We start from the raw sequence: 15,181 nt of genomic DNA, 5'->3' as shown, positions 1-15,181 counted from the left end.
AGTTGATTTTTAATTTAGAATACTATCTTTTTCTACTTTTAATATAGATACTACTGCTTTTAAAGGTATGTTGGTTCCTATTTTATTATCGTCTCCGTGGTAGCCGTAGCCTAAAGAAGAAGGAAATAAAAAGGTAGCAGTCTCATTTTCTTTTAAGAGTTTTACACTTGTACGTAGGCCTAAAAATAGTTCTTGCTTGTCTACTTTATATTGTATGGTCCCAATTTCATTAAAACCATAAATAGTATCATTATTAAGGTCTAATAAACTATAACGCATAGTAACCAAATCATCTGGTTTTATGGTTTGTGTTTGCTCTTGGTTTTTTTTATTGTAAAAATACCAAGCTCCATTTGTGCCACTTGTGTAGTTGTGGGCAGTATCTTTTTTTATTATTCGTTGTATAATTGCTTCTTCTTCTGCAAGTAGTAATTTATTTCGTTTTATAGATTGTTTTATGTAACTACCTGTTTTTACTTCTATAGGTCTTCTTGGTTCTGGACCATCACAACTTATAAAGCAAAGTATTAGTGCTAAGTATATAACTTTTTTCATCCTTTTAATTGATCTTTATAACTGTCTAACAAAGCAACAAATTTTGCTGTGGTTTCTTCTAAAGAAACATTGCTTTTACCACCAGCAGCATTGTCGTGCCCGCCACCTTCAAAATGCGCTCTTGCAAATTCGTTTACAGAAAAATTGCCTTGAGATCTAAATGATATTTTTATAATTCCTTCATCTTTATTTTCAATAAAAATAACAGCAAAAATAATATTGTCTAAAGTAAGTCCGTAATTAACTATACCCTCTGTATCTCCTTTTTTAAATTCATTTTCATCTAACTCTTCTTGGCTAAGTGTAATGTATGCAGTATGGTAATCTTCTAGTATAACCATATTTTTTAGGGCACAACCTAAAATATGTAATCTACTAGGAGAATTGGTGTCAAACACCTTATTGTGTATAGCCATATTTTCTGCTCCTTTATCAATTAAATCTGCAACTACGCGGTGTGTTCTGCTTGTTGTAGATGAGTATTTAAAAGATCCAGTATCTGTCATTATACCAGTATACAAGCAGTTTGCTATTTTACTTGTAATTTTGCTAGTGTCTTGTTCAATGGCTTCAATAAAATTATATACCATTTCACAAGTAGAACTCATATGCACATCAGAATATGTAACTTTTGCGTAGTCTGATGGTGCTTGGTGATGATCTATCATAATAAAGGTACCTTCTGCAGCTTCTAAGGTTTCTTGCATAAAACCAACCCTAGATAAATGATTAAAATCTAGTGTAAAAATTATACTAGCTTCTGTAATATATTTTTCAGCTACTTCTTTGTCATTTTCAAAAATGATAATTTCTTCTTGTCCTGGCATCCATTTTAAAAACTTAGGAAAGTCATTAGGAGCTATTACAACTGCTTGTTGTCCTTTGTTTTTAAGGTAATGCATTAGTCCTAAGGTAGAACCTATGGCGTCACCATCTGGATTTTTGTGTGGTATTATAACTATTTTGTGTGGTGAGCTAAGTAAGGACTTCACCGTTTTACTATCTTCTTTATTCATATGCACCAAAGATAGTGTTTTTAGTAAATGCTCAAAATACCGGTAGCTTTTTATAACTGCCAATCTTATGTTTTGGTTAATACCTTATGTAATGCTTTAGTATGTGAAAAAATAGTCTTAAAATTGTTACTTAAACTATAATTTTAATATTTTGAAGAAAACTATTTTTGTACTTGGTTTATTGGTTGCTTTTAGCGCATGTAAAACAGTAAAACCTGTAGAAACTACTGTAACTACAGAAACTAAGCCAGATTTTACCATTGCTTTTGGATCTTGTAACAAACATGATGAGGTAAACCCTTTGTGGGATGATGTTTTAGCAGCCAATCCTAATTTGTGGATTTGGGGAGGAGATAATATTTATGCAGATACAGATAATATGCAGCAGTTAAGAGCTATATATGCAGCTCAAGACAATGTGCCTGGTTACAAAAAGTTAAAAGAAACTGTACCAGTAATTGGTACTTGGGATGATCATGATTATGGTTTAAATGACGGTGGAGTAGAGTTTAAGGCTAAAAAAGAAAGTGAACAAGAGTTTTTAGACTTTATGGATGTTGCTAAAGATAGTCCGCGTAGACAAAGAGAAGGTGTTTATGCAGTACATAATTACAACTTGCCAAAAGCAAAAGTAAAGGTATTAGTTTTAGATACGCGCTATTTTAGAACAGCACTAACACCAGCTACAGACAACAAAAGGCGTGTGCAACCAAATGTTTACGGAGAAGGAACTATTTTAGGAGAAGAGCAATGGAAATGGTTAACAGAAGAGCTAAATAATTCTGAAGCAGATTTTAATATTTTAATTAGTAGTGTACAATATTTATCTAACAAGCACGGTTTTGAAGGATGGGGAAATTTTCCGCATGAGGTAGACAAACTTAAAAAACTTTTAGTAAAAACTAAGGCTAAAGGCGCAATGATATTATCTGGAGACCGACATATATCTGAGTTTTCTGTAGACACAGTAAAAGATTTAAATTATCCGCTGGTAGATTTTACAAGTAGTGGGTTAACACATACTTACACTGGTTTTTCTGGAGAAGAAAATCCATACAGGGTAGGAGAAGTTGTTTTTGTTAAGAGTTTTGGTTTGTTAAATTTTGATTTTGACACTAAAACAGTAAACTTTAAAATGATAGGTGATAATGGTAAGGTGCTAGGAGAATTAAAACAAACCTACTAAGCAGCTTAATATCATTAACCTAACAATCTATTAACAGTTGCTTTACAAGCTTTTAAACTAATTTGTTGCGTGTTATATTAAAAGCATTATTTTTGCAAAAAATTTAAAAGACGATGATTACAAACAGAACTTTTACAATGATTAAGCCAGACGGTGTAGAAAATGGTCACATTGGTGGTATTTTAGAAAAAATTACATCTGCAGGTTTTAAAATTGTAGCTATGAAATATACGCAGTTAAGCAAAAGAGATGCAGAAGCATTTTATGCTGTACATAGCGAGCGTCCGTTTTTTGGAGAGTTAGTAGAATTTATGACAAGAGGTCCTATTGTTGCTGCTATCTTAGAAAAAGATAACGCTGTTGAAGATTTTAGAGCTCTTATTGGTGCAACTAACCCAGCAGAAGCTGCAGAAGGTACTATTCGTAAATTATATGCAACTTCTATAGGAGAAAATGCAGTTCACGGATCTGATAGTGATGAGAATGCTGCTATTGAAGGAGCTTTCCATTTTTCTGGAAGAGAAATTTTCTAGATATATACCAAAACATAAAAAAACCATCAAGTTTTTGCTTGATGGTTTTTTTTATGTTTTAAAATGAAAAGTATTTAACGTAGTACTAATTTTTTTACCACTTCTTTTCCTAAATCTTCATTTATCATTTTAATAATTTTTGAATTGCCGTGACTTAATTCTTCTCTTAATACAGAAGAACTTAGAGATACGTACAAAGTGCCATTACGTAATTCTACAGCAGTAGTATAATTATTTACACCAGGTCCCATAAGGTTTTTCCAAGCAGCACGTGTATCTACACCGTCTATACCACGGTCTAATCTATTTTCTTTTATAAAATCTTGTAAAAGATCTCCTAATTGCAGATTTTCTTTTTTGCGTTTTGCCATTATTGCTCTATTTGTATAGGTTGGTAGCGTTTGTAAACGTATGTAATTTGCTCTGTATCCTTAACTGTAAAAGAGTTTTTGGTAAGGCTTAATAACTCTTCTTCTCTTTCTGTAAGGTTATTGCTGTATGTTATGGTAAAGGTACTTTGTTTTTGTGTAATAGTAACTTTATCTACATCTTTATTTGTGGTAAAAGTGCCTCCAATTTTTGGCTGTACTTTTGTTCTAAATCCTTTTTGGTTATTAATTTCAAAAAAATCTATAATAGGGCTTGCTTTATACTCTTTGCTTCTGCCATCAGCAAAAAAAACTTGAGTAATTTCCCAGTAGCCATTAAGCAAGTGTATATCTTCTTTTTTTACAGTAGATGAGTTGCTACAGGCTATAAATAGTATTGTTAAACATATAATTGCTAGCTTTTTCATTGTTAAAGTTTCTTGTTTAAAGGATGTACAGTGACTTGGAAAATGCAAATTTAAGTATAAAATAACGGCAACTTTTAATGTTATTTTGTTTTATGAATATAAAATATAAACTGTAAGTATAACTAGTTATATTTTAAATATTTTGTAACTCTGGTGTATATTTTTTACCACATTTTCAGTTCGGTCTGCGTGCGTATCACTAATAAAAATTTGTCCAAAATTATCGTCATCTACTAAAGATACAATTTGTGCTACGCGGTTTTCATCTAACTTGTCAAAAATATCGTCTAACAATAGAATAGGAGTTGTTTTTGCTTGCGCTTTAATAAAGTTAAATTGAGCCAGTTTTAAGGCTATTAAAAAGGATTTTTGCTGCCCTTGGCTACCAAATTTCTTTACAGGGTAATTGTTAATTTCAAAAGACAAATCATCTTTATGAGTACCAACTGTAGTGTATTGCACAGCCCTATCTTTTTCTAAACTTTCATTAAATAATTGCAGTAAATCTTTGTCTAGTAGCTTGCTGTTGTATGTAATTGTTACATCTTCTTTTCCGCCAGATATTGCAGCATATTGTTCTTTAAAAATAGGAATAAATTCATTTAAAAATGCAACACGTTCTTTGTGTATAATTGTACCATATTCTTGTAATTGCTCATTATAAACACTTAGTGTAGTTTTGTCAAAAGTATGGTTTACAGCAAAGTATTTTAAAAGAGAATTACGTTGTAAAAGTATTTTATTATATTTTAAAAGAGCAGTTAAATATTCTTTATTAGATTGAGATATTACACCGTCTATAAACTTACGTCTTGTGTCACTACCTTCTAAAATAAGGTCGCGGTCTGCCGGAGAAATAATTACCAACGGTAAAAAACCAATATGGTCAGAAAACTTATCATATGCCTTACCATTTTTTTTAATAACCTTTTTAGCACCTTTTTTTAAACTGCAAATAATTTTTTCTTCCCTATCGTTTTTAAAAAACAATCCATCAACAACAAAAAAATCTTCACCGTGTTTTATATTTTGTGACGCAATAGGATTAAAGTAACTTTTGCCAAAAGATAAATGGTAAATAGCATCTAAAATATTTGTTTTTCCTACGCCATTACTGCCAACAAAGCAGTTTATTTTAGCGTCAAAATCAAATTCTTTAGAGTCAAAATTTTTATAATTTACAAGCGATAATTTCTTTAAAAGCATTCTGTTTTTGGCAAGTTTTATTTTAAAAATATAAGAGAAGTCGCAAATTATTGAAAAATAACGAATAAATAAGGTTTTAGATTTCAATAAAAACTTTATTTTTGCGCGATTAATAAAATTAACTATGGCTACATATAAAAAGCGAGGATACAAACCAAAGACTAAAGAAGAAGAAGTAGAAATACAAGAACAAGATAGTACAACTGCAGAGGTTTTTAATACTTTAGATGAAAGTGCGTCCAAATCTGAGGAGTGGGTTGCAAAAAATCAAAAAGCAATTTTAGGCGTTATAGGTGTTATTGCTGTTGGAGTTTTAGCTTATTTAGCTTATGTTAATTTTGTTCAAAATCCTAAAATTAACGATGCTAATAACGAAATGTACTACCCACAACAGTATTTAGACCAAGCGTTAAATGATGCATCTGCGAATAAAGATTCTTTATTAACTTTAGCCTTAAACGGGTCTGAAGGTAAATACGGATTTTTAGATATTATAAAAAATTACGGTGGTACACCAACTGCTAACCTAGCAAATTACTCTGCTGGTATGGCTTACTTAAATTTAAAAAACTACCAAGAGGCTATTAATCATTTAGAAGATTTTAGTACTAGTAATGTTACTTTAGGAGCTTTAGCTAAAGGTGGTATAGGTGATGCTTTTATGCAGTTAAACCAAACTGAAGATGCTTTAGAGTATTATGAAAAAGCAGTTGCTCAGGGAGATAACGATTTTACAACTCCAAGATATTTATACAAAGCTGGTGTTGCAGCATTAGAGTTAGGTGAAAAAGATAAGGCATTAAAGTACTTTGAGAGAGTGAAAAATGAATTTTCTACTTCTTTAGAGGCTTCAACAATTGATGCATTTATAGGAAAAGCTAAATAACATAGATATGGCTACGGCTAATAAAAATTTATCAGTATACGATAAAACTTCTATCCCAAACGCGAAAGATTTTCGGTTTGGGATTGTTGTTTCAGAATGGAACACAGAAGTTACAGAAGGGCTATATAATGGAGCTATAGAAGCTCTTTTAGATTGCGGAGCTGTAAAAGAAAGCATTGTAAGATGGGATGTTCCCGGGAGTTTTGAACTTACTTACGGTAGTAAAAAAATGATTGCAACTAAAAAAGTAGATGCAGTTATAGCTATTGGTAGTGTTATACAAGGAGAAACTAAACATTTTGATTTTGTATGTAGTGCAACAGCACAGGGTATAAAAGACCTAAATGTTTTAACAGATACACCTGTTATTTTTTGTGTACTTACAGACAATAACTTGCAACAAGCAATAGACCGTAGTGGAGGTAAACACGGTAATAAAGGAACAGAAGCTGCAATAGCAGCAATAAAAATGGCTGCTTTAGGAAACTAATACTGCCAAATACACTTATTAAATACTCTTAAAAAGTCTTTTAAATAAGATTTTTTAAGAGTATTTTTTTATACATCTTTTTTGTTTTTATGTTAATTTGACTTGTTAACAAGTTTTGGCATAGTATCTGTGCTATTTTTTGTGTTTTTAAGTACCTTTGAAAATCTAGTTATTATGGGAAAATTTACAAGATTACGGAAAAATAAGTCGTACGACTATAAGCCTCGTTACTATGATGATAAAGGTGAGGGTAACCCGTATAAAATTCAGCACAAACTAGATAAATACCGTACAACTGTTGGCCCAAAACAAGGATTAAAAAGTAAGTTTGGAAACGCTTTTTCTGATCTGCGTAAAGAGGGAGACAGAAATATGAAAATACGAATGGCAATTATAATAGCTGTTTTGGTTTTCGCTTTTTTATACATTATAGACTTTGATCTTTCAATATTCTCCATAAAATAATGGCAGATATCATAAAACTTTTACCGGACCACGTTGCAAACCAAATTGCAGCGGGTGAAGTTGTTCAGCGACCAGCTTCTGTAGTTAAAGAACTACTAGAAAATGCAATTGATGCAGGAGCAACTAGCATAAAATTAATAATTAAAGATGGTGGTAAATCTCTAATACAAGTTGTAGATAACGGTATTGGTATGAGTGCTACAGATGCAAGACTTAGTTTTGAGCGCCACGCAACATCTAAAATACAAAGCGCAGAAGATTTGTTTAATCTAAACACAAAAGGGTTTAGAGGAGAAGCTTTAGCTTCTATTGCAGCAATAGCACGTGTAGATTTGCAAACAAAAACTGCCAACGAAGAAATTGGAACTGCTATAGAAATTGAGGGTAGTGAAATTAAATCTCAAGAGGTAGTAGCTACGCCACAAGGAACTTCTTTGGCTGTTAAGCACTTATTTTTTAATATTCCTGCACGTAGAAATTTTTTAAAGTCAGACGCCGTAGAATTACGCCATATTACAGATGAGTTTCATAGAGTAGCTTTAGCTCACCCATCTATAGCATTTAATTACTACAATAACGGCAGTGAACTTTTTAACTTGCCAGAATCTAATTTTAGACAAAGAATAGTAAATATTTTTGGAAAAAAGTCTAATGAGAAATTGGTTCCTGTTAATGAGGATACACAAGTTGTAAAAGTTTCTGGTTTTATATGTAAGTCTGAGTTTGCTAAAAAGAGTAGAGGTGAACAATACTTTTTTGTAAATAACAGGTTTATAAAAAGTCATTATCTTCATTATGCAGTACTTGCTGCTTTTGAAGGCTTAATTAAACCTGGGACTCATCCTGGTTATTTTTTAAATTTAGAGGTAGATCCTTCATCAATAGATATAAATATACACCCAACTAAAACAGAGGTGAAGTTTGATGATGAACAAACGTTGTATGCTATTTTAAGGTCTACTATAAAACATAGTTTGGGGCAATTTAATGTTGCGCCTACTTTAGATTTTGATCATGATAGTAATTTGCAAACACCATACGAGTATAAAAATAAAAATGCTGTTTTACCAAAGGTAACCGTAGATTCAACTTTTAATCCGTTTGCAGAAGAAACCAAGCCAACAACCGCTAGCAATAGCCCTTCGGCGTCTTCAAGTTCTTTTTCATCTTACAAAAAGCCTAGTCCGCAAAGTTGGGAGAGTCTTTATGTAGAAACGCCCAATACAGAGGTAAAATCTACTGGTTTTGAAGGAGTAAGTTTTGAGTCTGAAGTAAGTGCAAAGTCTATTTTTGATGATACAGAAGATGATTTAGATACTTCTGCAATTACTTTTCAGTTAAAAAGAAAGTATATTGTAACTACCATAAAATCTGGTATGGTTGTTATAGACCAAGGAAGAGCCCACCAACGTGTGCTGTACGAGAAGTTTTTAAGAACAGTTACTTTAAATGAAGGTTTAAGTCAGCAGCTACTTTTTCCTATACAATTGTCATTTTCTTTAGCAGAAATTGATATTTTAAAAGATATAAAAGACAATTTAACTACTATGGGTTTTGTTTTTGGACAAATAAATGAAAATATAGTAGAAATAAATGGTATTCCGCCAATGGTTGCAGAAGCAGAGGTAGATACTATTTTTGATGAATTAATGGCAGATTGCCAACAAAATGTTGGTGCAGATGGTTTTTCACAAGCAGATATTTTAAGTAAAGCTTTGTGTAAATCTTTGGCTGTTAAAACAGGAGACGTTCTAGATAAATTATCTCAGGCTGCGTTGGTAAACGATTTGTTTGCTTGTACAGAGTCTATGGTTAGCCCGTTTAACAAACCAATTTATGTTACCATCACAGAAAACGATATTGATAAAAAATTTATGTAATGGGTAGACTTACAGATGTTATAAAACATTTAATAATAATAAATGTTATTTTCTTTTTAGCAACACAAACATTAGGAGACCAAATGTACCAATGGTTTTCTTTGTGGTTTCCAGAAAATGAAAATTTTCAGCTATGGCAGTTAGTATCACATATGTTTATGCACGGTGGTTTTATGCATATAGCATTTAATATGTATGCTTTATATGCTTTTGGTACACCTTTAGAGCAAATGTGGGGTAAAAACAAGTTCTTATTCTTTTACTTTTCTGCAGGTATTGGTGCGGCGTTAATACATACAGGTGTTAACTATTTTTACTTTAACCAAGGTTTAGATGCCATTGTAAACTCTGGTGTTTCTAAAGAGCAAGTAATGGGTATTGTTGCTGAAGGAAAATATATGCCAGATTGGTATAACGTAGCATCTAAAAGTACAATAGATAATTTTTTAAGCGCATATAACACGCCTGCTGTAGGTGCTTCTGGTGCTATTTATGGTATTTTAGTTGCTTTTGGTATGATGTTCCCTAATGCAGAATTAATGATGATATTTTTACCTATACCTATAAAAGCTAAGTACTTTATTCCTGTTTTAATTGGTATAGATTTGTTTTCAGGCTTAACAGGCTATTCTTTATTTGGTGGAGGTATTGCACATTTTGCACATATAGGTGGTGCTATATTTGGTTTTATAATGATGTGGTACTGGAAAAAAAATCAGTTTAATAACAATCGCTGGAATTAAAAATGAACGGAGATTTAAAATATCAATACGCAAGATTAAATATTGCTGAAAAATTAATAGCTATTAATGTTGTTATTTTTCTACTTAATTTAATATTGGTTAATCTTTTTAGATTGCCCAACATTGTAAACTGGTTTAATTTGCCAGAAAATATTGGTGATTTTATTCTGCAACCTTGGTCTATAGTAACTTATTCTTTTTTTCATAGTGGTTTTGGTCATATTTTTTGGAATATGCTAATGCTATACTTTTTTGGAAGAACATTTTTAAATTTATTTGATGCTAAAAAGTTTTTAAATGTATACTTTTTAGGCGTAATAGTAGGCGGGTTTCTGTTTATGATAGGCTATAATACAATACCTGCTTTGCTAAATCAGAATGGAGTATTAATAGGTGCTTCTGCAGGCGTAACTGCAATTTTAATTTATGTATGTACTTATTTGCCAAACCAAACTGTACGTTTACTAATTATAGATTTAAAATTATGGCATTTAGGTGTTATTATTGTTGTTTTAGATTTGTTAAGGTTGTCTAATGGGCAAAATGTAGGAGGTATGCTGAGTCACTTAGGTGGTGCAGCATTAGGTTATTTTTACGCCAAGCAACTTATGAATGGCAAAGATATAGGAGCTGGTTTTGGTAGGTTTATGGATAGCATAGCAAATTTATTTAGGAGAGATAAAAAAGCGCCTATGAAAACGGTTTATAAAAGCGCAAAACCTAAGTCTAAAACTACTGGCTCTACCACAGCTAACGTTGACCGTAAAAAAGCAGATAAACAGCGTAAAATTGATGCTATTTTAGATAAAATTAGCAAATCTGGATACGAGAGTTTATCTAAAGAAGAAAAAGATTTTTTATTTATAGCAGGTAAAGAGGACTAGTGAAAAAGCAATCTTTTTTTAACAGATTTGTGTTTGTTCTCAATTATTTGTTTGCATTACTGCTTTGTATCTCTTATTTAGCACCATATGTTTCGGTCAAAATTCTTCCATTTTTATCAGTTTTTAGTTTGTCATTGCCTTTGTTGGTCTTGGTAAATATTCTTTTTTGCTTGTATTGGCTATTGGCTAAAAATAAAAGAATTTTACTTTCTGCACTTGTACTTTTTTTAGGCTATTTTTTAGTAGATTCATTTATAAAATTTAATTTTTCTACAGAAAAGAATAATGAAACTAGTTTAACTGTAATGACTTACAATACTAGAGGATTTAATAAATATGAATGGTCTAGTGATAAGGCTTTGGGAGATAAAATTATTGACTTTGTACTGAAAGAAGACCCAGACATTATTTGTATACAAGAGTTTAGTAGGGTTCGCTACCACCAATTGAAGCACAGGTATAAATACAATTATGTTGCACCCGGATTTTATGTAAATAAAGTAAACCAAGCTATATATTCTAAATACCCAATACTAAACACAGGTGAGTTGCCATTTAAGCTTACAAACAACATTGCTAGTTTTGCAGATATAGCTTATAAGAACGATACAATAAGGGTTTATAATTTGCACTTAGAGTCTTTAAAGGTTGTGCCAGATATGGAGACAATTTCTAATGAAGAGTCTTCTAAATTATACGGTAGAATTACAAAGTCTTTTAAAAAGCAGCAAGACCAAGCCAAAATTGTACAAGAGCATATAAAGGGAAACCCATATAAAACTATTGTTTGCGGGGATTTTAATAACAATCAATACTCTAATGTGTACAGAACAATTAAGGGAGATTTACTAGATACTTTTAATGAAAAAGGATCTGCTTATGGCAGAACTTATAATTTTAAATATTACCCAGTTCGTATAGATTTTATTTTGGCGAGCAAAGAGTTTGAAGTTATCGCACATAAAAATTATGATAATAAATTATCAGACCATTTTCCTGTAATGGCTAGTTTTAATTTAAGAATTAATAAATAAGCAGTCTACAAAATCTGCAAGCATATGTAGTAATAATGCTATGCCAAAAATTCTTGTTTTCTTAAAAAATAATAAAGAAATATATATACCCATTGCCCAATAAGTATGTAATGGATGAAAGTTAATGCTGCATCTATTGGCTTCAAAAATAGGTGTGGCAAGTAAGTGGTCTAAATCTATTAAAATAGCAGCTAAAAGTATTATAATAGCCCTTAAGCGTTGCTCTTTGTAAAAGAAATAACCAATTACAATAGGCGCTATAAAATGTATACCATAATGTAAGCAGAATCTAAGCATTTTTAAATGCTATATTATGGTTTTGTAAATAGGTCAATGCATTTGTTCCTTCATTAAACAATAAATCTAATATGCTACAGTTTTCTATAAAACCATTACGATCATTAAATACCTGAAAATAATTTTCTTGCTTAAAGTCTATTTTATTTTTAGATGATATTAAAAAGCGCCCATCTATATAGTCTTTAGGTTCTTTTTCAAAAGTAGTAGTTTTCTCTTGTGGCATATCAATTTGCAAACAATCACAAATTAGAGCAGTGGTTTCTAAATTTAGATCTAGTAAAAAGTTATGTTTTTTTTCATAAAACGGAGCAATTTCGTCTTCATAAAACTCAAAAAAAGCAGATGTTCTGTAGGCTGTTTCTAAGGTTCTCCAATGTTGTCTTTGCCAAGCATAATCATTTTCTACCCTTACATCTTTGTATTTTTGCTTGCCTTTATCTTTGCCAACGTGTTTTATAGGTATGTTTAGCATATGTTTGCCTACATCTGCAGAAATATAAGACCTATTTCTAAAGGTTTGTTTTTGGTAATTATCATTTACTTCCCAACATACATTGTTGTTTGCTATAGCAACAAAATTTGCAATATTTAAAAAATATCCAGGATGAAGTAAAACAGACATTATATTTATATGTTAAAGCAATTAAAGGTGAGTATATAAGTAAATCTACATCTTCACCTTTGGTAATTTTTATTTAGTGTGTTGTTAACTGGTTTTCTTTTTCTTTTTTCTAAAATAGTCAAAAGGAAAATACGCTACTAATATTAGTAAAAAGTACTTTAAATAAGAAACTGGTTCTCCAGAGCCACCAACAGTGGTAAAAAAACGGTTCCAACGAGGTTTCCAGTTTGCAAAACCATCATTAATACCATCTATACTCATCCAAATAAATACCGGTTTACCTACAATATGGTTTTCTGGCACAAAGCCCCAGTATCTACTATCTTCAGATTGGTGTCTGTTATCACCCATCATCCAAAAATAATCTTGTTTAAAAGTATACTTATCTGCTACACTACCGTTTATAGTGATTTGGTTGCCAGCTTGTGCAAGAGTATTGCCTTCATACTCTGTTATTATTTTTTTGTAAAGCGGCAAGTTTTTAGCGTTCAAGTTAATTGTAGCACCAGCTTTAGGAATGTAAATAGGTCCTAAGTTATCTTCTGTTCCTGCTAAATTAGCATTTTGTGGAAATATTTTTGTTGATGGCTTTTTAAAGCTAAATTTAGTAATACTTTCTACAGCTGTTAATTTCTGAATCTTTTTAGCTTCTGCCTCAGTAAGGTTAAAAAGGTTCATATTTCTTACGTCTTCAGCTTTTAAATAGTTTTTTATTTTATCACTTGCAAAACTTCCTGTGTAATAGACATAAGCAGAATCTTGTTTAATTTCATCTAAACTTGTGCCTTTTTCCATTAGTTCTGGCACATTGTTTTTTTGTAAAACCTCTTTAGGTATGCGTATGGTATAGCCAGTAAAGTTTTTTCTACCTAAAGCGTTAAGTACATTGTTGTCTAATGCATTTTTGGTAGTTACTACATGAAAAAACATAGGTTTAGCTCTATCTGGCAAAATTGTTTTTTCTCCGTTAATATGTACATAACCATCTACAACAGAGATAGTGTCGCCTGGTACGCCAACGCAACGTTTAACGTAGTTAGATTTTTTGTCTATTGGTTTTCTTACTCCCTTTTCTTTTACAAAAAATTGCCTTACTGTATCTGCTGGCCAGCTAAAAACAACAATATCATTTCTTTTTATCTTTTGAAAACCAGGTAATCTAAAATATGGTAATTGTGGTTTGTTTAAGTATGATTTTAATCCTACAATTGGTAATGTATCATGTACCATAGGAGCGGCAACTGTAGTCATAGGTGTGCGTGCCCCGTAATGAAACTTACTTACAAACAGAAAATCGCCAACTAAAAGCGTTTTTTCTAATGAAGATGTAGGGATTACGTATGGTTGTATAAAATAAGTGTGTACAAAAGTTGCAGCAACAATAGCAAACACAATAGAGCTTACCCATTCTCCCAATCCTGTAGTAGGGTGTAGGCTTCTGTCTTCTATGTATTTAACATCTAATGCGTAGTTTACGTAATAAATATAAAACCCAAGTGTTAGTATCACCAACCAAGTATCTACTAAGCTATTTTTACCATAACTTCTTATGGTTTCAACCCATATAACAGGAAACATTAAAAGGTTAATTATAGGTATAAATAGAAGAATAACCCACCATTTTGGTCTTCTAATAATTTGCATTAAAACAATAGCATTGTATACTGGTACTGCAGCTTCCCAAGCTTTTCTGCCTGCTTTTACATATAATTTCCAAGTTCCTAAAAAGTGTATTACTTGTATAATTAGGATAAAAATGATCCACTGAGTTATATTCATTTTTTTATTTTATGGTTTAAAACCTATTGTTGTTTTAAAAGTTAATATTTAAAACTAAATTATTTTTTGCAAAACCGTAAACTTACGGTCGATTTTTAACTTTTAATTAAGCTCCAGAACATCTTTCATAGAAAAAACACCAGTTTTACCTACAATCCACTCAGCAGCTATAACAGCGCCAAGAGCAAAACCTTCTCTGTTGTGTGCAGTATGTGTAATATCTATACTATCTACTTTACTGTTGTAGCTTACAGTATGTGTACCTGGTACTTCAGGTATTCTTTTTGCTACAATGGGTATATGATTTTCATCAGCGTTATTAAGTTGCCAGCCTTTGTGTTTAGAGTGTTCTAATACGCCCTCAGCAAGTGTAATTGCCGTTCCGCTAGGGGCATCTAATTTTTTTGTGTGATGAATTTCTTCCATAGTAACATTGTACTGCTCTAAAGACTTCATCATTTTAGCTAAGTAGCTATTTAATTCAAAAAAGATATTAACGCCTAAGCTAAAGTTAGATGCATAAATAAAAGCACCTTGCTTTTGCTTGCATAACGTAACAGCTTCATCATACCTGTTTAACCATCCAGTAGTACCAGATATAATAGGAGTGTTATTGTTTATACATTTTTCAATATTGCTAAAAGCAGCATCTGGTAAGCTAAAGTCTATAGCAACATCTATATTAGAAAAGTCTATTTCTTTAGTGTCTGCATCAATTTTAGCAACAATAGTATGGTTTCTATTAATGGCTATTTGTTCTATCATTTTCCCCATTCTTCCGTAACCGAACAAAGCTATATTCATAC

18 protein-coding genes are annotated in these 15,181 nt (G+C 31.5%); 9 read left to right on the top strand and 9 right to left on the bottom strand.

Annotation, left to right across the window (positions count from 1 at the left end; all coding sequences use genetic code 11):
- Window positions 1-9: 9 nt before the first annotated feature.
- Window positions 10-555 (bottom strand): gliding motility-associated peptidyl-prolyl isomerase GldI, encoded by a 546-nt coding sequence (gene gldI, locus CELLY_RS01320; protein WP_013619850.1) that lies wholly within the window; start codon window positions 553-555, stop codon window positions 10-12.
- Window positions 552-1,571 (bottom strand): DHH family phosphoesterase, encoded by a 1,020-nt coding sequence (locus CELLY_RS01315; RefSeq protein WP_013619849.1) that lies wholly within the window; start codon window positions 1,569-1,571, stop codon window positions 552-554. The genes gldI and CELLY_RS01315 overlap by 4 nt, the downstream gene beginning before the upstream one ends.
- Before the next feature lie 151 nt (window positions 1,572-1,722).
- Between CELLY_RS01315 and CELLY_RS01310 the strand changes: the two genes are divergently transcribed.
- Together CELLY_RS01310 and CELLY_RS01305 are read left to right on the top strand one after the other, a co-directional pair.
- Window positions 1,723-2,757 (top strand): alkaline phosphatase D family protein, encoded by a 1,035-nt coding sequence (locus tag CELLY_RS01310; RefSeq protein WP_013619848.1) that lies wholly within the window; start codon window positions 1,723-1,725, stop codon window positions 2,755-2,757.
- A gap of 113 nt (window positions 2,758-2,870) precedes the next feature.
- Window positions 2,871-3,290, top strand: a complete 420-nt coding sequence (locus CELLY_RS01305) for a nucleoside-diphosphate kinase (RefSeq protein WP_013619847.1) — start codon at window positions 2,871-2,873, stop codon at window positions 3,288-3,290.
- A 74-nt stretch (window positions 3,291-3,364) separates the two neighbouring features.
- On the opposite strand, the gene CELLY_RS01300 is transcribed toward CELLY_RS01305, so the two are convergent.
- The 3 genes from CELLY_RS01300 to recF all read right to left on the bottom strand — a co-directional run bounded on the left by CELLY_RS01300 (window position 3,365) and on the right by recF (window position 5,292).
- On the bottom strand, window positions 3,365-3,661 hold the full coding sequence (locus CELLY_RS01300) for a DciA family protein (RefSeq protein WP_013619846.1): 297 nt from the start codon (window positions 3,659-3,661) through the stop codon (window positions 3,365-3,367).
- Window positions 3,661-4,086, bottom strand: coding sequence for a hypothetical protein (locus tag CELLY_RS01295; protein ID WP_013619845.1), 426 nt, complete (start codon window positions 4,084-4,086; stop codon window positions 3,661-3,663). Before CELLY_RS01295 ends, CELLY_RS01300 begins: the two co-directional genes overlap by 1 nt.
- A 126-nt stretch (window positions 4,087-4,212) precedes the next feature.
- The gene (gene recF / locus CELLY_RS01290) at window positions 4,213-5,292 is read right to left on the bottom strand and encodes a DNA replication/repair protein RecF (protein ID WP_013619844.1); all 1,080 of its coding nucleotides are present in this window, start codon (window positions 5,290-5,292) and stop codon (window positions 4,213-4,215) included.
- Between the two features lie 124 nt (window positions 5,293-5,416).
- Between recF and CELLY_RS01285 the strand changes: the two genes are divergently transcribed.
- From CELLY_RS01285 to CELLY_RS01255, 7 genes are all read left to right on the top strand, one after another.
- On the top strand, window positions 5,417-6,178 hold the full coding sequence (locus CELLY_RS01285) for a tetratricopeptide repeat protein (protein ID WP_013619843.1): 762 nt from the start codon (window positions 5,417-5,419) through the stop codon (window positions 6,176-6,178).
- 7 nt (window positions 6,179-6,185) lie between these two features.
- On the top strand, window positions 6,186-6,668 hold the full coding sequence (gene ribH, locus CELLY_RS01280) for a 6,7-dimethyl-8-ribityllumazine synthase (RefSeq protein ID WP_013619842.1): 483 nt from the start codon (window positions 6,186-6,188) through the stop codon (window positions 6,666-6,668).
- 174 nt (window positions 6,669-6,842) lie between these two features.
- Window positions 6,843-7,133 carry a hypothetical protein gene (locus CELLY_RS01275; RefSeq protein WP_013619841.1) on the top strand — a complete coding sequence of 97 codons (291 nt, stop codon included), beginning with the start codon at window positions 6,843-6,845 and terminating at the stop codon, window positions 7,131-7,133.
- Window positions 7,133-9,013, top strand: a complete 1,881-nt coding sequence (mutL, locus tag CELLY_RS01270) for a DNA mismatch repair endonuclease MutL (protein WP_013619840.1) — start codon at window positions 7,133-7,135, stop codon at window positions 9,011-9,013. The genes CELLY_RS01275 and mutL overlap by 1 nt, the downstream gene beginning before the upstream one ends.
- Window positions 9,013-9,756, top strand: coding sequence for a rhomboid family intramembrane serine protease (locus CELLY_RS01265; RefSeq protein ID WP_013619839.1), 744 nt, complete (start codon window positions 9,013-9,015; stop codon window positions 9,754-9,756). The genes mutL and CELLY_RS01265 overlap by 1 nt, the downstream gene beginning before the upstream one ends.
- 2 nt (window positions 9,757-9,758) lie before the next feature.
- Window positions 9,759-10,640, top strand: coding sequence for a rhomboid family intramembrane serine protease (locus CELLY_RS01260; RefSeq protein ID WP_013619838.1), 882 nt, complete (start codon window positions 9,759-9,761; stop codon window positions 10,638-10,640).
- Between the two features lie 182 nt (window positions 10,641-10,822).
- Complete coding sequence (locus tag CELLY_RS01255) at window positions 10,823-11,674, top strand: endonuclease/exonuclease/phosphatase family protein (protein WP_235183523.1); 852 nt, start codon at window positions 10,823-10,825, stop codon at window positions 11,672-11,674.
- On the opposite strand, the gene CELLY_RS01250 is transcribed toward CELLY_RS01255, so the two are convergent.
- From CELLY_RS01250 to dapB, 4 genes are all read right to left on the bottom strand, one after another.
- Window positions 11,657-11,971, bottom strand: coding sequence for a DUF6122 family protein (locus CELLY_RS01250; protein WP_013619836.1), 315 nt, complete (start codon window positions 11,969-11,971; stop codon window positions 11,657-11,659). The genes CELLY_RS01255 and CELLY_RS01250 overlap by 18 nt on opposite strands.
- Window positions 11,964-12,596, bottom strand: coding sequence for a WbqC family protein (locus tag CELLY_RS01245; protein WP_013619835.1), 633 nt, complete (start codon window positions 12,594-12,596; stop codon window positions 11,964-11,966). The genes CELLY_RS01250 and CELLY_RS01245 overlap by 8 nt, the downstream gene beginning before the upstream one ends.
- A gap of 84 nt (window positions 12,597-12,680) precedes the next feature.
- Window positions 12,681-14,375 (bottom strand): signal peptidase I, encoded by a 1,695-nt coding sequence (gene lepB, locus CELLY_RS01240; RefSeq protein ID WP_013619834.1) that lies wholly within the window; start codon window positions 14,373-14,375, stop codon window positions 12,681-12,683.
- A gap of 102 nt (window positions 14,376-14,477) precedes the next feature.
- Entirely contained in the window at window positions 14,478-15,179 is a 702-nt protein-coding gene (dapB, locus tag CELLY_RS01235; protein ID WP_013619833.1) for a 4-hydroxy-tetrahydrodipicolinate reductase, read from the bottom strand.
- Window positions 15,180-15,181 lie beyond the last annotated feature (2 nt).

Origin of the sequence: Cellulophaga lytica DSM 7489, from assembly GCF_000190595.1 — a bacterium.
GTDB lineage: Bacteria > Bacteroidota > Bacteroidia > Flavobacteriales > Flavobacteriaceae > Cellulophaga > Cellulophaga lytica.
Note: the sequence above shows the minus strand (reverse complement) of the source record. Positions and strands in the feature narration are given on the sequence as shown.